This is a genomic window from Methanobrevibacter sp. TLL-48-HuF1, assembly GCF_023617305.1.
Taxonomy (GTDB): Archaea; Methanobacteriota; Methanobacteria; order Methanobacteriales; family Methanobacteriaceae; genus Methanocatella; species Methanocatella intestini.
The window spans coordinates 352,510-375,838 of the sequence record NZ_CP081485.1 but is presented as its reverse complement, the minus strand read 5'-3'; the positions used below and the strand labels follow the sequence as shown (position 1 = coordinate 375,838).

Annotated in this window: 24 protein-coding genes; 21 read left to right on the top strand and 3 right to left on the bottom strand. The window is 29.5% G+C overall.

The window, feature by feature from the left end; translation table 11 throughout:
- Positions 1-104: 104 nt before the first annotated feature.
- Genes K4897_RS01825 through nifU form a run of 3 tightly spaced genes read left to right on the top strand, consistent with a single transcriptional unit; the run spans position 105 to position 3,006 of the window.
- Complete coding sequence (locus K4897_RS01825; RefSeq protein WP_019266227.1) at positions 105-1,403, top strand: O-acetylhomoserine aminocarboxypropyltransferase/cysteine synthase family protein; 1,299 nt, start codon at positions 105-107, stop codon at positions 1,401-1,403.
- A 31-nt stretch (positions 1,404-1,434) separates the two neighbouring features.
- Positions 1,435-2,622 carry a cysteine desulfurase family protein gene (locus K4897_RS01820; RefSeq protein ID WP_250416381.1) on the top strand — a complete coding sequence of 396 codons (1,188 nt, stop codon included), beginning with the start codon at positions 1,435-1,437 and terminating at the stop codon, positions 2,620-2,622.
- A gap of 15 nt (positions 2,623-2,637) precedes the next feature.
- Positions 2,638-3,006 (top strand): Fe-S cluster assembly scaffold protein NifU, encoded by a 369-nt coding sequence (gene nifU / locus K4897_RS01815; RefSeq protein ID WP_250416379.1) that lies wholly within the window; start codon positions 2,638-2,640, stop codon positions 3,004-3,006.
- Positions 3,007-3,386: 380 nt separating this feature from the next.
- Here nifU and K4897_RS01810 read toward each other — a convergent pair whose 3' ends face one another.
- Positions 3,387-4,427, bottom strand: coding sequence for a hypothetical protein (locus tag K4897_RS01810; protein WP_250416377.1), 1,041 nt, complete (start codon positions 4,425-4,427; stop codon positions 3,387-3,389).
- Positions 4,428-4,782: 355 nt separating this feature from the next.
- Between K4897_RS01810 and K4897_RS01805 the strand changes: the two genes are divergently transcribed.
- From K4897_RS01805 to K4897_RS01790, 4 genes are all read left to right on the top strand, one after another.
- Positions 4,783-5,550 carry a pseudomurein-binding repeat-containing protein gene (locus tag K4897_RS01805; protein ID WP_250416375.1) on the top strand — a complete coding sequence of 256 codons (768 nt, stop codon included), beginning with the start codon at positions 4,783-4,785 and terminating at the stop codon, positions 5,548-5,550.
- Between the two features lie 184 nt (positions 5,551-5,734).
- Positions 5,735-7,528, top strand: coding sequence for a TOPRIM nucleotidyl transferase/hydrolase domain-containing protein (locus K4897_RS01800; protein ID WP_250416373.1), 1,794 nt, complete (start codon positions 5,735-5,737; stop codon positions 7,526-7,528).
- A gap of 122 nt (positions 7,529-7,650) precedes the next feature.
- Complete coding sequence (locus K4897_RS01795; protein WP_250416371.1) at positions 7,651-7,842, top strand: hypothetical protein; 192 nt, start codon at positions 7,651-7,653, stop codon at positions 7,840-7,842.
- 440 nt (positions 7,843-8,282) lie between these two features.
- Positions 8,283-8,675: a desulfoferrodoxin family protein gene (locus K4897_RS01790; protein WP_004034361.1), complete on the top strand. Its 393-nt coding sequence runs from the start codon at positions 8,283-8,285 to the stop codon at positions 8,673-8,675.
- 88 nt (positions 8,676-8,763) lie between these two features.
- On the opposite strand, the gene K4897_RS01785 is transcribed toward K4897_RS01790, so the two are convergent.
- On the bottom strand, positions 8,764-10,260 hold the full coding sequence (locus K4897_RS01785; RefSeq protein WP_250415666.1) for a transposase: 1,497 nt from the start codon (positions 10,258-10,260) through the stop codon (positions 8,764-8,766).
- A 484-nt stretch (positions 10,261-10,744) separates the two neighbouring features.
- Between K4897_RS01785 and K4897_RS01780 the strand changes: the two genes are divergently transcribed.
- Genes K4897_RS01780 through K4897_RS01760 form a run of 5 tightly spaced genes read left to right on the top strand, consistent with a single transcriptional unit; the run spans position 10,745 to position 15,878 of the window.
- Positions 10,745-11,194 carry a hypothetical protein gene (locus tag K4897_RS01780; protein ID WP_019264176.1) on the top strand — a complete coding sequence of 150 codons (450 nt, stop codon included), beginning with the start codon at positions 10,745-10,747 and terminating at the stop codon, positions 11,192-11,194.
- 29 nt (positions 11,195-11,223) lie between these two features.
- Positions 11,224-13,482, top strand: coding sequence for a DHH family phosphoesterase (locus K4897_RS01775; protein ID WP_019266223.1), 2,259 nt, complete (start codon positions 11,224-11,226; stop codon positions 13,480-13,482).
- The gene (locus K4897_RS01770) at positions 13,483-13,992 is read left to right on the top strand and encodes a zinc ribbon domain-containing protein (protein ID WP_019264174.1); all 510 of its coding nucleotides are present in this window, start codon (positions 13,483-13,485) and stop codon (positions 13,990-13,992) included.
- On the top strand, positions 13,992-14,894 hold the full coding sequence (locus tag K4897_RS01765) for a zinc ribbon domain-containing protein (RefSeq protein ID WP_019266222.1): 903 nt from the start codon (positions 13,992-13,994) through the stop codon (positions 14,892-14,894). Before K4897_RS01770 ends, K4897_RS01765 begins: the two co-directional genes overlap by 1 nt.
- Positions 14,895-14,903: 9 nt before the next feature.
- Complete coding sequence (locus tag K4897_RS01760; RefSeq protein ID WP_019268361.1) at positions 14,904-15,878, top strand: zinc ribbon domain-containing protein; 975 nt, start codon at positions 14,904-14,906, stop codon at positions 15,876-15,878.
- 69 nt (positions 15,879-15,947) lie between these two features.
- Here the strand turns inward: K4897_RS01760 and K4897_RS01755 are convergent, their stop codons facing one another.
- Positions 15,948-16,235 (bottom strand): winged helix-turn-helix domain-containing protein, encoded by a 288-nt coding sequence (locus K4897_RS01755; RefSeq protein WP_004034351.1) that lies wholly within the window; start codon positions 16,233-16,235, stop codon positions 15,948-15,950.
- 523 nt (positions 16,236-16,758) lie between these two features.
- Between K4897_RS01755 and K4897_RS01750 the strand changes: the two genes are divergently transcribed.
- The 9 genes from K4897_RS01750 (at position 16,759) to K4897_RS01710 (ending at position 22,719) form a co-directional block, all read left to right on the top strand.
- The gene (locus K4897_RS01750) at positions 16,759-17,208 is read left to right on the top strand and encodes a MarR family winged helix-turn-helix transcriptional regulator (protein WP_371921666.1); all 450 of its coding nucleotides are present in this window, start codon (positions 16,759-16,761) and stop codon (positions 17,206-17,208) included.
- 10 nt (positions 17,209-17,218) lie between these two features.
- Entirely contained in the window at positions 17,219-17,512 is a 294-nt protein-coding gene (locus tag K4897_RS01745; RefSeq protein WP_019264170.1) for a 2TM domain-containing protein, read from the top strand.
- Positions 17,513-17,519: 7 nt separating this feature from the next.
- On the top strand, positions 17,520-18,884 hold the full coding sequence (locus K4897_RS01740; protein WP_019267548.1) for an MATE family efflux transporter: 1,365 nt from the start codon (positions 17,520-17,522) through the stop codon (positions 18,882-18,884).
- A 507-nt stretch (positions 18,885-19,391) separates the two neighbouring features.
- On the top strand, positions 19,392-19,592 hold the full coding sequence (locus K4897_RS01735; RefSeq protein ID WP_250416368.1) for a hypothetical protein: 201 nt from the start codon (positions 19,392-19,394) through the stop codon (positions 19,590-19,592).
- A 120-nt stretch (positions 19,593-19,712) separates the two neighbouring features.
- On the top strand, positions 19,713-20,321 hold the full coding sequence (locus tag K4897_RS01730) for a zinc ribbon domain-containing protein (protein WP_019266216.1): 609 nt from the start codon (positions 19,713-19,715) through the stop codon (positions 20,319-20,321).
- 9 nt (positions 20,322-20,330) lie between these two features.
- Positions 20,331-21,050, top strand: coding sequence for a zinc-ribbon domain-containing protein (locus tag K4897_RS01725; RefSeq protein WP_019266215.1), 720 nt, complete (start codon positions 20,331-20,333; stop codon positions 21,048-21,050).
- Between the two features lie 221 nt (positions 21,051-21,271).
- Positions 21,272-21,547: a hypothetical protein gene (locus K4897_RS01720; protein ID WP_019266214.1), complete on the top strand. Its 276-nt coding sequence runs from the start codon at positions 21,272-21,274 to the stop codon at positions 21,545-21,547.
- A 115-nt stretch (positions 21,548-21,662) separates the two neighbouring features.
- Complete coding sequence (gene rnp3 / locus K4897_RS01715) at positions 21,663-22,367, top strand: ribonuclease P protein component 3 (RefSeq protein ID WP_019267192.1); 705 nt, start codon at positions 21,663-21,665, stop codon at positions 22,365-22,367.
- Positions 22,357-22,719, top strand: coding sequence for an Rpp14/Pop5 family protein (locus tag K4897_RS01710; protein ID WP_019266212.1), 363 nt, complete (start codon positions 22,357-22,359; stop codon positions 22,717-22,719). The genes rnp3 and K4897_RS01710 overlap by 11 nt, the downstream gene beginning before the upstream one ends.
- Positions 22,720-23,329: the final 610 nt, after the last annotated feature.

Sequence of the window (23,329 nt, the reverse complement as noted above, 5' to 3'; positions counted from 1 at the left end):
AACGCACATCATATTTAGTTTAGAAGGGATATAAAATATGGGATTTTTAAGAATATGGGTTGTAGTGTAATAATATTAAATTTAAAAGAATTATAGGTGATTATATGGTAGAAAAAAGACAATACAAATCATCCACATTAGGTGTACGTGCAGGTCAAGAACCTGATCCGGTTACTGGAGCATGTGCTGTACCGATTTATCAAACAAGTTCATATGTATTTAAAGATGCTGCAGAAGCAGCAAGGAGGTTTGGATTACAGGAATTTGGTCAAATTTACTCCAGATTAACTAATCCAACAACTGAAGTATTTGAAAAAAGGATAGCTGCTATTGAAGGAGGTAATTCTGGATTAGGTACTTCAAGCGGTCTTGCAGCAATTACTTATGCAATTTTAAACATTACCTCTCCAGGTGATGAAATTGTATCTGCAGATAATCTTTACGGCGGAACTTACCAGTTATTTGATTACACCTTCAAAGATTTGGCAAGGAATGTTAAATTTGTGGATTCAACTGATTTACAGGCATTTGAAGATGCGATTACTGATAAAACCAAAGCTGTTTACTGTGAATCTATCGGTAATCCAAAATTAGATGTACCTGATTTCGAAGCTTTAGCTGAAATTGCTCATAGTCATGATATTCCATTAATTGTAGATAATACAATTGGTGTAGGTTTAGTAAGACCTTTGGAACATGGTGCTGATGTTATTGCAGCTTCTGCAACTAAATATGTTGGAGGTCATGGAACTTCTATTGGAGGATACATTGTAGATTCAGGTAAATTTAACTGGGGTAATGGTAAATTCCCACAATTCACAGAACCTGATCCAAGTTATCATGGATTAGTATTCTGGGATGCATTTGGGGATGTTCCAGAACTTGGAAATATAGCTTTTACCTTAAGGGCTAGAGCAAGATTATTACGTGACTTGGGATCAACTCAGGCACCAGTTAACAGTTTCTTGTTTTTACAAGGGCTTGAAAGTTTGGATGTGAGAGTAAAAAGACATTCTGAAAATGCTTTAAAAGTAGCTAAATTCTTAGAATCACATCCTAAAGTTAAATGGGTAAGTTATCCTGGTTTAGAATCTCATCCTTCACATGAAACTGCTAAAAAATACTTAAATGGTTATTATGCAGGTATTTTAGGTGTTGGTATTGAAGGCGGAGAGGAAGCAGGTAAGGAATTTATCAATAACTTGGAATTATTCTCTCTTCTTGCAAATATTGGTGATGCAAAAAGTTTAGCAATACATCCTGCAAGTACTACTCACCAACAACTTTCAGAAGAAGAACAATTAGCTACTGGTGTTACACCGGACTTTGTAAGGTTGTCTATTGGTCTTGAAGATGCAGATGACTTGATTGATGATCTTTCACGTGCTTTAGATAAAATTTAAATTTTAATAAAAAATAAAAGGAGATTATAAGATGTATTTGGATAATTCAGCAACTACTGCAGTTAGTGAAGAAGTACTAAAAGAAATGGAGCCTTATTTCAGAGAATCCTATGGAAATCCGTCTACTTTGTACTCTGTTGGTCGTGAAGCTAAAAAGGGTTTAGATGAAGCAAGACAAAGAGTAGCTGATGCTATTAATGCAGATCCTAAAGAAATAATATTTACCAGTGGCGGATCAGAATCTGATAATTTAGCTATTAAAGGTATAGCTTTAAAATTAAGAGGTAAGGGAAACCATATTATTACTTCTGAAATTGAACATCCTGCAGTTAAAGAAACACTCCATTTCCTTGAAACTTTAGATTTCAAAGTAACTTACCTGCCGGTTTATGAAAACGGTATTGTAAAAGTAGAGGATGTTAAAGATGCTATTACTCCCGAAACAATCTTAATTACCATTATGCATGGTAATAATGAAATTGGTACTCTTCAGCCAATTGCTGAGATTGGTAAATTAGCAAGAGAACGTAAAATTCTTTTCCACACTGATGCAGTCCAGACATTCGGTAAAGTTAAAGTGGATGTTGAAGAATTAAATGTTGATTTATTATCCTTATCATCTCATAAAATCCATGGTCCAAAAGGTGTTGGAGCATTATATATTAAAAAAGGTGTTAGAATAACTCCTCTTATTCATGGTGGTGGCCAGGAAAGAGGAATCAGGTCAGGTACTGAAAATGTTCCAGGTATTGTTGGATTCGGTAAAGCATGTGAAATAGCTAATAATAATCTGGAAGAAAATTATGCAAGATTAGTTAAAACAAGAGATGAAATTATTGAAAAAGTATTGGATGCAGTTCCTAAATCTTATCTTAATGGTGATAGGAATGAAAGACTGCCTAATGTCATTAATTTCAGATTCTCATCTATTGAAGGAGAATCATTAATTCTCCTTTTAGATGCAAAAGGATATCAGGCATCAACAGGGTCAGCCTGTTCATCTAAAACTTTAGAAGCATCTCCTGTATTAAAAGCTCTTAATCTTGATGATGTTGATGTACATGGTTCCTTAAGAATATCTTTAGGTTCTCAAACTCACTTCGATGATGTTGACGGTTTAGTAGAAGCAATTAAAGAGTCAGTAGCTACTTTAAGGAAAATGTCTCCTTTATGGAATTCTGATGAAAAATATGAAGAAATGATGGGTCAAAGTAAATAAATTAAGGTGTTAAATATGTACAGTGAAAAAGTTATGGATCATTTTGCAAATCCAAGAAATTCAGGAGAAATGGAAAATCCTGACGGAGTAGGAACAGTAGGAAACCCAACCTGCGGGGATTTGATGACTATCTATATTAAAGTTAAGGATGATGTTATCACCGATATTTCATTCCAAACCTTCGGTTGCGGAGCAGCTATTGCTACAAGCAGTATGATTACTGAAATAGCTATTGGCAAAACATTGGAGGAAGCATTAAAAATTAGTCGTAATGGCGTGGCAGAAGAATTGGACGGTCTTCCACCAGTTAAAATGCACTGTTCCAATTTGGCTGCAGATGCACTTAAGGCAGCTATTGACAACTATTATGAAAAGTCTAATTAAATCTGTTCAAGGTTTATGATTATTAATTTTCTGCTTGGTTGTTAATATGAATCATCATTATATCACTTTAAATATCAGTTGCTTATACTGCATCTCTCATAACATTTCTATAATAATGTTTGAATGGGATGTTTAATTAAATTTGTGGATACGGTCTCATATTCATTAAATTAAAAGTTGGTTATAGATTATTTATAAATTTTTGGGGGCGTATAAAAAAATAAGGATTTCCATAAACTGCAAGAAAAGGTGATGAAAATAAAATAACAATTTGTTAATTGTGGTTGTTAATGTTAATGAATCCGTAGTAAAAATATATTATATATTTTATATAAATAATATAATAAAAAATATAATAAATATATGTTTGCAAGACTCTTTCAAAAACTTTGTTGATTTTCAAAATCCTTTTTGCGATTGTCATTCCAAATTAGATCTCTGCGATATATTCGTTTTAAAACGCCTCGTTTGGTCTTGAATATTCGTTTTCTGGATTTTGGCATTGTTTTTTGAAAGGCATTTTCAATTTTGTTACTTGTTTTTTCAATTCGTTTATCTTTTAAGTGGTGAATGAAGCTTTTATATCTTGGAAAGATTGATTTTCTAATTATTTTATAAATAACTGGATGAAAATCATCTTTACTATTAATTAATGAGTGTACTTCCTTTTTGAATTCATTATAATCATTTAAATCGAATAAATCTTTGATCATTTTCAGTTGTTTGTGACATTCTTGATATTCTTCGTCAGAAATATGATTTCTGTCTTTAAAAGTTTTTAATTGTTTATTTAAACTTTTTTTAGTATGAAAAATACATAATTGATGTTTAAAACCTAATTTTGCGATAATTGATGCATATTTTTTATCCAAATCTGTTGTGATTGCGATTTTATTTTTATTTGCTGTTGATTCTCTTAAAAACTTCTCAACAGTGTTTTCATCTTCAGTATCGTAAACTGCATCGGCTACAATACAATTTGAAATAGAATCTAGTAATGTGTGTCGATATTTCCATTCTCCGTTGATTTTTATCCATTCTACATCGAAGACATAATAGCCCGAGCAACGCCATAAATCAAATTCTAAAATGTTTTCATTAACAAATAACCAATTTTCAATTGTTTGATGTGAAACAGTGATTCCAAAGAATTTTTTAAATGATTTACAAACATTTTTCAGGCTTCCCAGATAATCTGAAATTAAATGTTCTGATTCACTCTTCAATTCATTCGTAAAATTACTGTTTATATCAACAAGACTTGTTAAATCAGTTTGAAATGTTTTACTACATCGTTTACAAATATAACGCTGAACCTTCACCTTAGTTTTACCTATTTCTTTAAATACTAATGTTCTTTTTGTAAAACCATATTTTACAACATGGCGAGTTCCACAATATGGACATCGAGCTAAACTCATTTTAAAATAAGGAACATCCTTCTTAAAACTTAAATCAAAAGATTTTAGAGCCTTTTGACAGGATTTAAAAATTTTCACAAAACGAGGATCTGAAAGGACTAATCCATCATTGAAATCGCAAAATATATATTGTTTAACATCTAAAATAGTATTTGGAGTATTTGTTTTTTGGTTAGGCATAATAAAAACTTTTACTCCACCTATTTATTAAATTTAACTATTTTTAAGCAAAATTAAAAATTACAAACTAATTTTCATTAAAAAATTTCAAATCAACAAAGTTTTTGAAAGAGTCTAATATAAATTATACTATATGTTAGAGAATAGTATTAGTTGGACAAGCTTTTGCCAGGCGATGAATTCAATAGCATACTGGCTTGTTCAAAACCAAAAGAAATACAAAAAACGTGACCATTACCAGATATTAACATTAAAAGGTAATTGCAAAGACATAGAAAAGAAAGCTAAGAAACTAGGAAATGATAAGCTAGTGGCAATGTATACAATGGCAGCTATTAAAGACAACAACTCATTGGATTTCCTTCCAAACTATGTAACCTTAAAAAACAAGGAACAAATTGATAAAGCTGAATATGTGGACATGGCAATTAGAACTGAAAGCTATATCAGGGCCAACGGAAGACTTCCTGCAATTGTATATCGCAAGTCAACATTACCTGACTATAACGATTCAACAATGAAGTTATTTATAAAGACTTATACTTTTAAAGGTAATAGTATTGATGAAGCTTTAGCAGCAATAGCTAAGAAGAAATTGTACAGCAAATACTTTGATTCACAAAAAACAGATAAGAAAACAATAACAGATGCTAAAGAGGGTAAAGGTTCTAATTGTGTGGACTGGGGACAAGTATATTACAGAATAGCTAAAAGCTTAGGCTATGATGTTCAGTTTGTTCACGTTAAATGCAGAGTCTCAGGAACAGGTCATATAAGATTAAGGTTAAGACATAAGAAAAATACTTCAGGAAAGTGGATTAACTGTGATCCTGCAGCAGTAGCTGATACAACTTCAGGCAATGTAAGATCAATTTGGTGTGAAGATGGAAATGTTATTGCTTATGATCCATCATGGATATTTACAGATTTGTACAGCAGTTAACATTCAATGTTAACTCTTTAATTTTTTCATTTTTCATACATAAACTTATTTAATATTATTAAATAAATTTTTAATTAATAATTGATTGATTTATTGAAGGAAATTTGATATATCTTTCTTAGTTATAGATTTGATGTGATTTTAAGAAAATAATTTAATTAGATTATTTGGAGGAGTGAGAATAATGGATTCAAAATTTTTAAGATATTACTTTGAAAAGAGATTATATTTAGAAAACCCTCCTTTAAAAATGAAGGACTTCATAAAATTTTGCAATAATAGAGGAATTAATATTAAAAAAAGTAAATTGGAAGAATTTGAAAAAAGAGGTCTTTTTTATCCTATATTTAGATTTAAGGCAGTGTATAATGAAGTTAGTAATGTTTATATGGCCCCTAGTTTTGATGATTATGTTAATGAGGATTTCATGAAATTATATGATGATTACATTCATATTCCAAAAGATAAAGACTTTCTGGAATTTGATAACTTCTATGATAAAGATATTGGAATTTGTAAAATATATTCATATTACTCATCTTTTCAGATTTATTCGTTAGTGTTTTTATTAAATAATGATAAATTAATAAAAGATCCAATTCCAGCTATGGATAAATTTATTGATATATTAATTGCAACTCAAATATATGCTCCATATGGTAGATCTAATATGAGAAATTATTCTCTTAAAACAAATTATGAGGATTTTCATAAAAGATTAGATGAATTTGATTTGGAAGACACTTTAAAGATTATTGATGCAGATGAAGATGAGTTATATTCGGTTTATGCTAAAATATGCAATGAATTAGATAAATATTTGGGCAGTGACTATGCAATACAATTGTGGAAAAGTGTTGATTGGAAGAAAAAAGACAAATGTATTGGTTATACAAGATTGGGAATTGAATATTTGCAGTGGGCAATGATGCTTAAAAGATGCATAGAAGATTATCTTGGTAGAGAAATATTTGATGTGGATGAAGTTCAGGGGGATTGGGAAAAAGTGAAAAATGTCATTCCTTCTGATGAGAAGGGTGCTACTCTAAGAGGATATCGAAATGAAGTTTTTACCAATAAAAATACTGGTGAATATGAGTTTAATTTGAAACGAAGAAAATCATACTATTTAGCTAATTCTTTAACTTTGGATTATCATCCCAAAATTCTATTATTTGTAGAAGGAAAAACTGAAGAAATTATGATTCCAAAGTTTTTTGAATTCTATGGTTTTAATCATAAAAATTTAGGGATAGAAATTATTGACATTGGAGGAATTCTAAATTTTTATAGTTCTAAAACTTTTGTTAATGCTCCAAACAATAAACCTTTTAAAGCGGTTGTTAATAACTTTTTTAACTTAATTAATTTTAATTTAAAGTTATGGCAAGCTATTCCATGTTTTATAGGGGATAGAGAAAACGATATTATCAACAAATTAATTTCAGGTAAAATGTTTGATACTAAAGATTTATTAAATCAAATTGATTTATCGGATATGGATGATTCAGATAGAGATTTTGTTGCAAATGATGATTTAAATGATAATTTAGTAACTGGTTGGAGTTGGATTTGGGATAATGATTTTGAAATAGATAATTTTAAACCAACTGAGATTCAAAGAGCAATAAATGATGTTTGTGGGACAAATATTTCGCTTGAAGATGTTGAAAACATTTATGATTCCTGTAAAAATAATGAGAAAAAAGGAATAAAAGATATTGATCCTAAAGTTAAAAATCATAAAATTGAGATAAATAAAAAAGCATTTGAATATATGAAAGAAGACATTGAAAAATCTTTGAATATTTCGATAAATGATAGAAAAATATTTTCTATTCTCGATGAATTAATTGATATGTCTATTTTAAATCATTCTCCAGTAAATACATCTCATGCTTTAAGAAACCAAAAAGAATTAAGTTTATGTATTTTAAAAGATTATAATATATTCAAAAGGGATGAGGATGGAATTTAAGTATATTGTAGTAAGTTCATATAGTTGATGATGCAGTCATAAGTGAAAGTAGATGATGATAAATTTATATAAATGTAATAATAAAATATTATATTAATTATTATATATGGGTTGTAATAGCTATGGCCAATGTTAATAATACATCATCCTACATGGATGAAACTAAAAAGCAAATTATAAAAGAGTCTAATTATACCTATAGGGATGCTCTTGAAGTTTCTGCATATCTTATTGAAGTCGGAAAGTTCGAAAGATTTTACAAAGAAATGCAGATTCATGACTTGCAAAAGGAACTTGATGAAATGCCGGAATAAAAACTTCAAAAAATAAATCTCGGGTAATAACTCTTAAGAAAAAACTTATTTTGTATCGTGTAAGTAATAATTTTATTATTGCTTATATATTTTTTTTATAATAAACTTTTATATATAATACATAATAAATTAATATATTATGTTGCCAGAAAAACCAACATCAGCGCAAGAGTGGAAATAACACTCAAACAAATAGTCGATGAATCAATCTTCAACCATAAAGATGCCTACGAGCTTGGAGCAAAACTGATAGCTATCGCCGATGCAGAAAAAACAATAGAACTAAGATTTATAAATGGAAAAATTGACGGTAACCTCTTTTCTGATATGTGTTTGTTCAAAAAGTAGAATGCAATTCAAATAGTAGTGTGAAAATAATCAATAGTGTTATATACTTTAAAATATAAACTTTCTTTAAATTATTATGAGGAGATGTTTGTATGGTAGAATATGGAAAAATATTCAAATGTGAAGACTGCGGAAGCATAGTTGAAGTTTTAGTAGATGCACACGAAGAAAAAGCTTGCTGTGACTCTTCTAAAAATATAATCGAACCTCAAACTGAAGGAGATAAAGCTCCTAAACATGTTCCGGTTATATCAGTTGATGGGAACGAAGTTACAGTTGCTGTTGGTGAAGTTCAACATCCGATGGACGATGACCATTTCATCCAATTTGTTGAATTAATCGTTGGTGATGAAAGATATATCAAACATTTCAAACCAGGTGATGTTCCAAAAGCTACATTTACTGTTGATGCAGATTTACTTGCTGCAAACGAAGCAATTGCAAGGGAATTCTGTAACTTACACGGCCTTTGGGCCAGCCAATAAATTTTAAGATGCTTTTCTTAAAATTTATTTCTTTTTTTTTTACTGGGTGTCCGCCAAAATTGAATTTTGGCTGACTTGTTGATTTTTTTTAAAATATTGTTACATCAAGTTTTAATTGGTTTTTAATGGATGTGCTTTCGCAGAAATCTTCTAAATCTTCTGTTGTGTTTTTTATTTCTTGTTTTATGTTGTGTAGTCGTATTAAATTATATGCTAATGCATCTAAGTTTATTCTTTCTTCTGTTTTTACCATTCCGATGACTACTTCTTTTTCTATTTGGAATTGTTCTTTGAATATTCCAAATGGTCCTTCAACGCTTGATCTTTTGCTATATTCGTCTTTATATTCCTGTTTTTCCATTTTTTCGTTCATTGCTTTTTGCATTTCTGATCCGTATTCTGTGATGGTTTTGTGTGTTTGTTTGCCTGTTAAGCATTTGTTTCGTGCTTTGCAGTTTTTACAGGCTTCATAATTGTTGTAGAGTCTTTTTATTTTGTCTGGTTTTTCTGGATCTTTGTGTGGTTCGATGTATTTTGCGAAAAAGTGCATATATTGATTTTTTGGGCATTTGAATGCATCTAATTCATAATCATATTCAAAATGGTCTTTATGGTATGGATTTGGATTTAATTTTCCTATTTTTTCTTTACTTTGCTTTCTATTTGGTATTAAACCATCTATTTTTTTATCTGCTAAGTATGATAGTGATATTTGGTTTAAGTATATTGTATCGGCACTTATATACTTTGGTGTGGTGTTAATGTTTCTTATTGCTCTTTCTGCGATTATTGGTAGTTCGTAGTGGTCTGTCGGGTTTTGTGTGACGTTTATTGCACAGATTAATTTGGTATCATAATCGACTGCAGATTGGATATTATAAGCAACCATGAAGTTTCCTTTCTTTCCTTTCATAAATCTTGCTTCTATATCATTTACTGGAATTTTATCCTGTCCTGTGAATGTAAATTGTGTTTTTATTCCATATAATAGTTCTAATTTATCTTCATCATCTATGTCTTTCTTTTCCAATAATCTTTGAGCAGGTTTGTGAAGTTTTTCAAGACATTCAGGGTCAATAGGTCGTCCTTCGTAGTAATCGATCAATATTTGAGTTTCTTTTTTTGTAATGGTGTTGTTGTTGGAATTGTATGCTTTTTTGATGGTTCCATCAATGGCAACGTGATTAAATTCAGTGAATCCTTCATCAAAGGCCTTTTTTAATGTCATTTGCAGCAATACTTCAAAATAATGGCCATATTCTCTTCGATATCTTTGGATTGATCTTTCAGAAGGTCTAATATCATCGCACACGTATTTAAATATATCATGGTATCGCGCCATATCTGCAATTATTGATGTTCTATCAATATGTTGGATTTTGGCATAAATAAGCAATTTTAACATGGAATCCACTGGAAGGGAGTCTCTTCCTTTCTTTTTCTTGGGTTCTTTGATATTTAAAAGTGGAAAAACTTCTTCAACAAATTCAACAACAAAACGAGAAATATGATTCTCCGGAACATTCCAATCAAGAGTATTAATGCCCAATTTTGCCTGATTCCTATCAAACTTTCTTTTAACCATAAATAACAACACCAAAACAACTTATATCTAATATAAAATATGTACAACAAAGTATATAAACTTAACTGTCTTAAAACCATTAAAAATCAAAAATAAGAATAAAATAAAACTAAACAATAATTTAAAAAATAATTAAACCAAATAAAATAAAATAAACAAAAATTAATTGAAATATATTAAAAATAATAAAAATTAAGCCCAAAAATTTTTTTGACGAAAAATCAAAAATCAATTTTGGCGGACACCCTACTGTGGAATAGGATATTTTCATAGATGAGCAGCTTATTTGACAGCTATTATTATTTTGTTTAATTAATGTTTAATGTTATGAAAAATATGGTATTAATTATGCACACATATTCTGATTAAATAGCGAATTTTATATTAATATTTTATAAAAAAAATTTTAAGTACTTGTTTTTATAAAAATTATATTGTGTCAGATTATAAGAAAACATTAATTTTTATTTTTCTTTTAGTTATAATGGCTATTGCTATTGTTTATGTTGGATTTTCTATGAATTCTCTTGATAATTCAATGGCTGAAATTAGTGATAATATAGCTAATGGTGATAAAGAGTATAATGATGCAGTAAATTTAATAAATAATAAAAATTATGATGATGCATTAGAAAAAGCACTTTATGCAAGCGATAATTTTAATAAAAGTTCAAGGGATTTGTTAGTTATACAAAATAGTAGTGATAATTTTAAAGAGGTCCATAAAGAATATATAGTTACTATTATTGATGAAGTAGAATTAAAGCAAGATGCTGCATCTAATTTGGTTCATGCTATTTATTATTTTAAAAATAATGATAATTCTACAGGAAGTAGTTATGGTAATAAGGCAAATAGCTTAATGGATGAAGCTATTCAGTATCAAGATGCAAGAAATAAGTTAGTTAATGATAATCCAAATTTATTCAGATAAAATTTTTACTTTAAAATGAGGTTTTTAAATTGAAAAAAAAGTGTCCAAAATGTAGGGGAACAGGTTCTGTAGTTGTAGATTATAAAGACTGTGATAGCTGTGGCGGAACTGGTTACCAAGATTCCTTTGATGTAGGAAATCATTTTAAAGGAGTTAATAGTAATGCAAAAGCTAAATTTGATTTAGGGGCTGATCAGGATATTCCATGTGAAGTTTGTCATGGAAAAGGTCAAATTGAAGTTTTTGAAGAATGCCCTAATTGTCATGGTAGTGGTCAGATTAATGTATGTAATGACTGTGGAAAACCAATTAGCGAAAAATATGATTTATGTAGAGATTGCCACACTAAAAGGAAGGAAGATAGAATGAAACGTGATAAAATACGGGAGAGAGAAAATGAAGTTAAAGATGTTTATGTCTTAGATGCATTATGTCAAATGAGGGATATGGACAGAGACAGACTTTATAAAGGTAGAGTTACCCGTGTTGAAAAATATGGTGCTTTTGTAACATTAAATAATAATGTCTGGGGACTTATGAGAGGAGATATATCTAATTATAAAGTTGGAGATGATGTTATTGTATTTATAACAGCCATTAAATCAAGGGAAAGAAAAATTGATTTGGCTCCAGCATATGTTAAAAATTATAATATTATAAAACAGACAAAAAGCATTCCTAGAACTATCATATCTGATTTGGAAGAAAAAATGGGTAAATTGGTTCGTGTTGACGGTGAAGTCCTACAGGTTCAGCAAACTTCCGGTCCGACTATTTTTACAATTACTGATGAATCAAATATTACTTGGGTAGCTGCTTTTGATGAAGCAGGAGTCAGAGCATATCCTGATATTGATGTTGGAGATGCTGTAGAAGTTTTAGGTGAAGTTAATCAGCATGGTGGCAAACCTCAAATTGAATCTCAGTCTATTTCCAAATTGGAAGGTGAGAAAAAAGCCAAACTTCAGGATTTGATTGAAGATGCATTAAATAAAAGGGCAGAACCTGATGATGTTGATTTCCTGGTTAAAAGTGATGTTTTAAACAGATTGAAACCTAAAATGAGGGAAGCAGCTCAAAAGATTAGGAGAGCTATTTTAGATGGCAGATCTATTTTATTAAGACATCATAACGATGCAGATGGTATCTGTTCTGGAGTAGCTATGGAAAAAGCTATTGTTCCTCTTGTTGAACAGGTAAATCCAAGTAATGATGCCCAATATTATTATTTCAAAAGGTCTCCAAGTAAAGCTCCGTTTTATGAATTGGAAGATGTAGTTAAGGATTTGTCTTTTGCTCTTGAAGACAAAGAAAGACATGGCCAAAAATTGCCGTTAATTGTTTTACTGGATAATGGTTCTACAGAAGAGGATATTGTAGCTTTAATGCAGGCTAAAATTTATGATGTGGAAGTTGTAGTAATTGATCATCACTCTCCTGGAGAATTGCTTACTAAAGAGGAAAAAGATGGGGAAATTATTGGGGGAACTGTTGTTGTTGATGAATATGTTGATACTCATGTAAATCCTTATCTGGTTGGGGGAGATTCTCAGCTAACTGCAGGAGCACTGGCTACTGAAGTGGCACATATTATAAATCCTGAAATTAAAGATTTAATCAAACATCTTCCGGCTATTGCAGCTTTAGGAGATCATGCTGAATGTGGTGAAGTTTATCAGTATCTTGAATTGGCAGCAGAAAAAGGATTTACTAAAGAACATTTAGCTAAAATAGCTGAATGTGTTGACTTTGAAGCTTATTTCCTTAGGTTTATGAATGGTAGAGGAATTATGGATACTATTTTAGCTGTTGATAATATTGATAAGCATGAAAAAATGATTGATGCATTGTATAAAGAATATTTAAAACGTGTTGATACTCAACTTAAAGCAGCTATTCCTAATATTGAGAAAGCTCATTTTGAGAATGGTATTTACTTCAATATGATTGATGTTGAAAAATATGCTCATAAATTTACATTCCCTGCTCCTGGAAAAACCTGCGGTTTTGTTCATGATAGTGTTGTTCAGGAATTAGGTGAGGATAAACCAATTATAACTTTAGGACATGGTCCTGATTTTGGTGTAATAAGAGCTACGGATGCTGTTAATGAAAAATTTGGATTCAGTGTCAATAATATTGTTCCTAAACTAGCTGAAATGATACCTTCAGCAGGTATTGATGGAGGAGGCCATGAATGTGCCGGTTCTATAAAATACATTGAAGGTTTAGGGGAAGAAGTTTTAGATGGTTTTGTTAATGAAATAAGAAACATGAGTGAACTTTAAATGAAATATTGTCCTAAATGCGGTTTTGAAAATGCTAATTATGCCAAATTTTGTGTAAAATGCGGCAATTCTTTTGTTGACATGGACATTAATACAATTAAAAAACATAATTCAATTATGAATTCCATGTATTCAAAAGAAACAAGCGAAATTTCACAAAAGAAAAAGGTTAATAATACATTTAATGAATCACATTTTAAAGATAATGTGCATACTAAACCAACTTTTAAATTCAAATTGTTTCATATATTTGATGAGAGAAAAAATAAATACAGGATTAGCAAATTAAGAGTAATTTTAGCAATGGAAGCTGTTTTCTTTTTTACAGTTTCTGTTTATATTTCCTTATTTGTAGATTCTGAATTTTTTTTAAGTGAATTTGCGGTTAATCCTGTTGTTGCGATTTTGCTGTTGATATGTGTAAGTATAGTTATAGCAGGATTATTTGTAATTCCTACGGGGATTATAGGGTGGATTTTAAGAAGAATTTATCTTTATTTGACTAAATGATGATGTGTATGGGTTTACAAAATTATTGTGGCAATTGTGGCAAAAGATTATCCCTTAATGAAGAATACTGCAGGAATTGTGGAGCTAGAACAGCATTTACGGATAATGAAGATGATTATATGTTTACACTTCCAATTTATGACATCGGATTTTTTGATTTGGATATAGATTTTTCACCTTATATTGAAAGCACCAGAAAAGATTTTAAATATGAAATCTGTTCCTGCGGATATTTAAATTTTAAAGAAAATGATTACTGTTATCATTGTGGTGTTAAAAGAACACATAGTAAATTAAGAAGAATTTTTAAATCTGAACCAAAACCTACCTTTTCATTTACAACCGTTACCTGTGAATGCGGACATGTTAATTCTAAAGAAAACTTGTTTTGTGAAATGTGTGGGAAAAAATTAGTTGAAGATGAAGAAACTCCATTAAGAGATCTTTACAGTAATTTCGAATTTGAATGTGATTATCCTATTTTTTGTTTTTGCGGACAGGAAAATGATGAATTCAGTCAGTTTTGCAGTAACTGTGGATTTCCGTTAGATAATTTTGAAAAAACTAATGGAAATATTCAAAAATTATGTTTTTGCTCTACATTAAATGATGTTACTGCTGATTTCTGTGTTGACTGTGGAATTGACTTAAAAAATGAAAACAAAGCTTTAATTTGTGTTTGTGGAACTAAAAATCCAATATCTGCCAAATTTTGTAGCAGCTGCGACAGACAATTGAATCCAAAACGTTTTGTTAAATCTAAATTGGTTTGTAGTTGTGGAAAAATTGTAGATTATGATGTTGAATTTTGCCCTAATTGCGGTAAAAACATTAAAAAAGCCATGAATCGTAAAATTAAATTGTCAAATGCTGGAAAGTCTATAAGAAATGTTTTCAGATAAGGTGTAGTTATGAAAGAATGTGATGTATGTGGAACTCCTAATCTTAAAGCAAATAATTATTGCACTCACTGTGGAAATAGAATAGCTATGGATAATATCTGTCCATTTTGCGGGGAATTAAATTCAGATGATAGTAGCTATTGCAGTAATTGCAATAAGCAAATTCGTCCGGTATCTATTGATAGCTTTGAAAAGCTGTTTACTGATTATAATAAATTATTATTAGCTAAAGCTGAAATTTCTGATGAAGATTATAATAAATTATTATCAAATATTTTTAAGAAATTAAAATTTTCAAAGATTGTAGGTCATAATCCTAAAGAAAAAATATTAAGTATAGCAGAAGTATTTGCCGAATGTAGACCAAAGGCCAGAGGTGAAGAACTCGGATTCGAATTTGGTCATGTTTTGTATTATGATGACCGTTTGGATGATTCATTTCAGATAGCTACTATTATTCATGAATTGACTCATTTTTTATTGTTTGACATAATTGAAAGTTTGCTTTGTGATGTGTTTCAAGTAAAGCAGTCTTCTACATTAGAAGGTTTTGTCTGGTATTGTTTGTCTAATGATTTGGCTTTAATGAATGAATATTGTGCTCATACTGTTGAAGGAAGGTTTATTCCTCATGGATATCAAAATTATGCTTCTTTTGAGAATTTGCTTGAAGAAACAACTTTTGATGATGAAAAAATTGGGATTTTGATGGTGCTGGGCAATACTTTTGCCGAGGAAATAATTGGTCAGCTGGAAGATTATATAGATTATGATTTAAGGGAAGCTATTAAACTGCAATATAAAAAAGATTTAAAAAATCCGGATTATAAGTCTATAGGTTACGAGTCTATGGACTCTGTGAAAATGGATGTTAAAAATCAGATTATATTTAATTATTTATTTGATAGCTTTGATGAAGCTTCAGATGTTAATAATCGTGAAAATTTGGAATTTTTAAAGGAAGGTATTAAAAACAGGGTTTAAATTATTTTTTTTAAAGAAACATAAGAAAAGAAAAATGTAATTGTTAAAGGAAGTATGAAAAGTGCAGTTTCAGTTTTCTTCCTCTTTTTCATTTATAGATTCCAATACTTCTTTACCTGTATCAGTTAATCTGTACAATCTTCCTTTTCTAGCTTCTTCATTTATACATTCTACGATTTCTTTACTTTTAAGTTCACTTAAAACTTTAGAAATATGGTTTGTTCTAATACCGCTGTCTTTTGCAATGTTTGTTGGTATTTTAACATTATTTCCAATAGATTTTAAGGTTTTTTCTCTGTACTTTGAAATTTCAACATATGAAGTTAATTTCAAAAGTTCGTCATCTTTTTGTGACATGTTAGTATACTCTATATCTCATAATATAAAATGTTTTGTACTATTATATGTTCTTCCTATGGTCATCTTTAACACAATTAATATTATCTTTTTCCATTTTTTTATAATTTTGTTTAGTTTATTTAAATTTTGTTATATGTTCATTTGCTATTTTATTGTAGTTTATATATAATGTTTATTTTAGCTTTTTTGAAAGGAATGTTGATTATATCAACATTCAACTGTTTATTTTGAAACAATTTTTATAAGTTTGGTTATTTTTTTGGAAGTTGTACAATTTTTTTCAAAATTTTTTCAGGCATTTGTTGATTTGATTTTGGGGGGGGGGGTAAAAAGCTTTGAAATATTTTAATTGAACTTTTTAACATTTGTTTAATCTAAAAAAACGATTGCATAAACAACTGTTTTCTTAAAAACATTTATATGTTTAACTGTACAATTAAAATATATCTATTTTAAAATAATGTGGGTAGAAATGAACAGTAATAAAGAAAAATAGATATTTTTTAAATGATGTGTTAATATGGGTATGGGTAAAGAAAAGGATATATTTGATGATATGTCTTTAATTTTATTGATGTACAATATATCTCAGAATGGAATTAAGTTTGCAAGGTCAAAATCAAAGGAACTGACTAATCTTCGTGATAGTTATTATCTGCTTAAAATTTATTATTCTGAAATTGAATTGTCACAGGAGGATCTCTGTGATATATTTTGTCAAAGTAAAGGAACTGTAGCTAAAACTCTTAGAAAATTAGAAGACAAAGGTTATATTGAAAGAATAATAAATAAGGATAATAGACGAAAATATATCTTAAAATTAACTAAAAAAGGAGAGGAAGTAATCCCTGTTTTAAAAAGAGAGGTGGATTACTGGCATAATTCAGTAGGACTTGCTAAAATAAGTGATGAATCTATGGCTGTAATACGGGATGTATCTAGAAAGAGTTACAATTTAGTAAATGACTGAGGTTTAAATAATGGATGAAGAGATACTTTATAAAAAAGCTAAAAGCCTTGTTAATAAAAAAGTAAAATTTTACAGATACTTATACGGTTATATTATTGTAAATGTATGTTTATTTTTTATTAATCTTTCAGAAATTCATGGAAATTGGACTAATTTACACCAGTGGTGGTTTTTATGGGTAACTGTTCTTTGGGGTGTCTGGTTAATATTTCATTATATTAAAGTATTTGTTCTTCATGACAGATTTGACGATGATTGGATGGAAGAGAAAATTCAAAAAGAAATGGATAAAATGAGGAAATAGGGTAATTATGGGTAATAAAAATGTTGAAGTAATGAGAGGTAATCCTGAAACAGCTGTTAAGAAATTGGCGATTCCAATTATGATTTCTATGCTTTTAACAGCATCCTATAATATTATTGACGGGATATGGATAGCAGGACTTGGTCAGGAAGCTATTGCAGGCATTGGTTTTATAACTCCAATTTTTATGATATTAAATGGGGTAAGTGTAGGACTTGGAAGTGGTGCAACAAGCAGCATAAGTCGTTTTATTGGAGCTAAAAATCATGAGAAAGCCAGTCAGTCAGCAGCACATTCTTTGCTGATTTTTTTAGTAGCTTCCATAGTTTTAACAATTGCATTATTGATTATTCAGGAACCTTTGCTTAAATTATACGGAGCAAGTGGCGAGTCATTAGCTCAGGGAATTAAATACGGAACTCCTTTATTTTTAGGTTTATTTGCTTTTATATTTGCAAATGGTGCAAGCGGTATCCTTCGTGGAGAAGGAGATATGAAAAGAGCAATGTATGCTGTTGTTGTTTCCGTAATATTAAATGCAATTTTAGATCCGATATGTATTTACATTTTAGGATGGGGATCAGCAGGAGCAGCTATTGCAACAATTTTAAGTTCAGTCTGTTCAGCTGTTGTTATATTGTACTGGATTTTAGTTAAAAAGGACACATATGTAGATGTTAATTTAGGTGAATTTAAATTTGATTCCAGCATAGCTAAAGATATTTTAAAAGTAGGTATTCCTGCATCAATGGATATGCTTGTAATGTCCATTGCAATGTCTTTGTATATGATATTTATTTCTTCAATTGCTGGAGAATTTGGAATAGCATCATTTACATCAGGTCAAAGATTATACTTGTTTGCAATAATGCCACTTACAGCTATTGGAACAGCAGTTACAGCAGTTGTAGGCAGTTCATTTGGAGCTAAAAACGGAGAGTATATTTCAAGGGCGCATAAATTCGGTGCAAAATTTGGAATAATATTTGGAACATGTGTAACTATTGTTTTAGTAGTTTTTGCAACTCAATTAGCCACTATATTTGCATATACTGCTGAAACTGCACATTTGGTTCCGGAAATAACCAGATATTTACAAATAGCCTGTCTTTGTCTACCTTTAACCGGTGCAGGAATGGCTTCAAGTTTCTTTTATCAGGGAATTGGAAAAGGAACAATCAGTTTATCATGGACAATTATAAGGGAAGTTCTTTTTACTGTCGGAGCTACATTTTTCTTTGGAATTTACTTAGACTGGGGATTAATTGGTATTTGGGCAGGATTGGCTATCGGACGTGCTGCTGCCAGTATCTTAAATTACTTCTATGCCAGATACACTATTAAGGGAATTAGAGAAACACTCGGAAACTAATTTCTTTAATCTTTTTTTATTTTTACTTTTTATAATTTTATTTAAAGCTGTGCACTGGTTTTAAAAAGAAATATTTAATATTTTAATTGGAATATAAAGTGTAAATACAATATAATAACAATTCTGTTTTTTTGTAATGTTAAAAAGTGTTTTTACGATGGAAATTTAATAAAAATGTGTAATTAATGCAGTTTTGTCCAAGCTGTGGCATAAAATTAGATGATGATGTGGTTTTGATATTGAAAATAATAAATCTCCAATAATTAAATCATCAGATAATGAGAGTTTAGGAAATAATAAGCTTGTTATCAGCGGATTTATTGATGTAGCCATTTTTATTTTAGTAATTTGAATATTCAGCTTAAATTTCGCTGATATAACAATGGGTGGAGTTAGTTTCAATATTCCTGCAGATTCTGAAGAAAATATTGATTTGCGAAGGGACGGTGAGCCAATGCCTTATGGCGGGATTCACATGCTAGTTTTTATCAGGACGGGGATGAAAATATGGTTGGTTTGGGTGTAAGTTCAGGTACTGATTATTCATATATTGATTTAACTCCTTTTTTGAATCTCAAAATGCAGCTAAAAAGAATATTGGTGGAAAAGAAAGAGGGTTATGGAGAGAATGGATTAATTAGGATACAAATGGCCAAAGCCAATACGGATATCTGTTTTCATATTTGGACTGTGAAAATATGGTTGTAATATATGCTTCTGAAGAGCATCTTATTGGGGAAGTTATTGCATAAGATAAAAATCATATAATTAAATTAATATGTATCTTGTGTTAAAAATAATAATGATTAACTAAATTTTTTTGATATTATGAAATGTGAAAATTGTGGATTTGAAAATAATGGAAAGGCTAAGTTTTGTACTCGGTGTGGTGCATCTTTAGCCCAAAAAAATGAAGTCCAAACTCAACAAAAAGATGGAAATAATACAAAATATTTGATTGTTGGTTTAACTGCACTTATTATAGTTCTTATATGTGCAATTGGTTATTTTGCAATAAATTTAAATGACGGAGGTGCAGATCAAGCAAGTGACTATTCTTCTGATAGTTCAGCTAGTTCCACATCTTCTGTTAATGAATCTAGTTCTACTTCAAGTTCCGAATCTAGTTCAAGTGAATCCGGTGAATGGAAATTAATCGGTTCATATTCAGGTTCCGGTTCAGGTTCTCAGGCTGTTAGTGTTCCAGCGGGTAAAATAATGGTTAAAATTACAGCATATCCTATTAAAAATTATGCTACTAATCATTTGTATGTTTCTGGTTCTAATGGTCAGTCAGCAGGTGTTGATTGGGGTTCTAGAAGTGCAGTTGCAAGCAGATATGATTCTCTTACATATGAATCATCATCTTCAGAAACTTTCAATATTGATTATTATGAAACTGTAAGCTGGTCTGTTGAATTCTATAAATATGAATGAGGAGTTTTAATGTTTTGTCCTAAATGTGGAAAAGATTTACCTGACAATTCAAAATTTTGCAAATATTGTGGCAGTCAGATTAAAAATAAAGGAACTTTAAGTCATGCTCCAACATCTGCTGGAGATGATGAGAATGGTAAAAATATAATTATAATAGGTTTAGTTGCATTAATCGTTGTTTTGATTATTGTTTTTGCAGCTATCGGTACTGGAATGTTTAGCGGTTCTAATGAAGAGATTTCTTCAGATGCTTCTTCATCATCTTCTTCTGTAAGTGGTGATTCTGGAGTTCAGTCATTGTCTTTAAGCAGTTTTCCAGTTTCTGAAGCACCTGGGTTAGCACAGGCTATTAAAAATAATGGCGGCAATTTCCCGGTTAATTATAAGTCATTATCTTTATCTAAAGCACAGTGTCTGTATATTTTAACAAAATCAGTGGCTTTAATTGGTCAGGGAGATAGCGGAGCAACAATTTCTGTTGGAAATCCGTCTTATGCACCTCATCCTAGCGGTCGTGATTATTCAAATTCAATAGCTCAGGCTAATTATGTGGATATGTCTAACAGGTTCGCTTCCTGGATTGATAGAAACGGTCAGGTACCAAACTATGTCGGAATTTATACTGGTGGTGTTCCGGATATTTCACCATCTAAAATGTTGGATATTGAAATAGCTATTTTACTTCAATATGGAAGTACCGGTACCTTGCCGGCATCGGTTTCTGTTTAAGTGATTACTATAATCACTTATTTTTTTTATTTATTTGTTCATTTTTTAAGCTGTTTATCAATGATTATTTCATCTTTTTCTAAAATTATAAAAGTATTTATATATTCTAATTATAGATAATATAATAATCATCAATTTTTAAGTAATAATTTGATGAATGTATTAATTTATTCTGGTTTTTTTGAATAAAAGAATAAATATTTTAAAATTATGTGTTGGATATGAATATTAGATATGGTAATATTTTTATTTTCTTGCTTGTTTTGGCTATGATAGGAACTTTAGTAACTGGAAGTAATGTAAATTTCTTCCCATTTACTTATTTCATGTTTTTATTATTCTTTTTAATCTCAGCAGATTATTTTTATATTATTTTCCAGTATTATAAGCAAAAAAATATTAATAAATCTATAAAATTTGGAGTTCTTATAAATATTGTATTTATGATTCTGGTTGTCTATGCAATATTTAATTCTCCTCCATTAATTTTTTCTTAGTTTTTTTGTAGCTTCACTCTACAAAAATTTTTTTTCTTTTTTGAATACTTTTTCCATAATATTAATAATAAATAAAATTTAATATTTAATATAGCGATTCAATAGGATTTTTAAAATGTTTTTTGATTTAAATGTTAAAGGAAATAGCTATGATAATAATTTAAAATTAGCTATGGAAGCTTCAAAGTATGGCTGGAATCATATTAATTTTTCTTATAATCAAAATAAATTTATGGGAGCTTTGGAGTTTAAAGAGGATTTGCAGGATAATTTGGATATTAATGTAAATTATACTTTGGAAATAGATTCCAATAATGTTAATGATATTAGAAAAATAGCTAGAAAGTTTAGGGATAAATCATCTTGTATTAGTGTAATCGGTGGCGATTTAAAAGTAAATCGGGCTGTTTTGGAAAATATTCAATTGGATGTTTTATCAAGGCCTTATTTAAAAAGATATGATAGTGGCATTAATCAGGTTTTAGCTAAAGAAGCTTTGAAAAATAATGTAGCTATTGAAATTTGCTTTATAGATATTTTGAAATCTTATTTAACACATAGAGCTAAAACAATAGCTAATATTAAGGACATAATTTCATTACATAGAAAATTTGACTTTCCATTAATTTTATCTTCAAGAGCAGAGTCTGTTTTTGATATTAAGACAACTAAGGATTTCGCTTCAGTGTTTCTTTCAATTGGACTAACTCAAAGGGAAATTGATAAATCATTCATAACAGCTAAAAACATTTTGGAATTTAATAAAAACAGAAAAAACATGATTTTAAAAGGAGTTAGGGAGGTTAATGATGAAGCTTAAGGTTCTTCCCCCTACACTTAGGAAAAATAACCGCTATCTGGCATTAGATGTTAAAGTTAAAAGTGTTATTTCTAAAGATGATCTGGTTAATATTGTTTGGAACGGATGTATTCGCTTTTTTGGTGAAAACGGAACAGGCAATTTTAGTTTATGGGTTATGAAGTTTTATGAGCTTGAAAAAACAGATGAGTATAATCATTATCAGGCCATTCTTCGCTGCCAGAGGGAGTATGTTGATGAAGTAAGATCTTCTCTTGCTTTAATTTATAAATATAATGGAAAAGATATTTCAGTTTCCACTATCGGTTTATCCGGAACTATCAAGGCCTGTCAGAAATTTATTGAAAAATAAAAAGGAAAAATTACGCAAAACTTCAGCTCGTGGGCGTAAAAAATCAAAAACTTTTATATTCATCTATCAATTATTTTAATCGTTTATCTTATTAGATTAATAATATGTAATATGATTAAAATTACATCTAAAATTATTGTTATATGATTTAACACATGATTCACCTCTTGGAGAGGTGAAACTTAAATTTAACTTTATCATTTTACATCATCCGTTTATTTTTGATAAAGTTTATAATTTTTTTATTACTTTTATTATTATGTAAACTGTGAAAAAAATTATTTTAAAAAAAAGTTGTTATGAGTCTAAAAACGTTTGTAAGCTATTGGAAAGTTTACAAACAAAACCACGAGATTCAGACTCTTTTTTTATCAAAAACACGGAAGTGAAAATTGATAGTTTCTGTTTTAAACAGATTATAGAAGAATATATGGATTATATATTCTACAATTAACATTATTGTTATTTTAAGTATATATACTTATGGATTGTCCTTTGATTAGTTTTTATTTGGACATTAAATCTTTAATATTGATTTTAAATGTGAATATTGCTTTAATTATGAAATAATTATCATATTTCCGTATATTTGGTTATATGTCTAAAATTG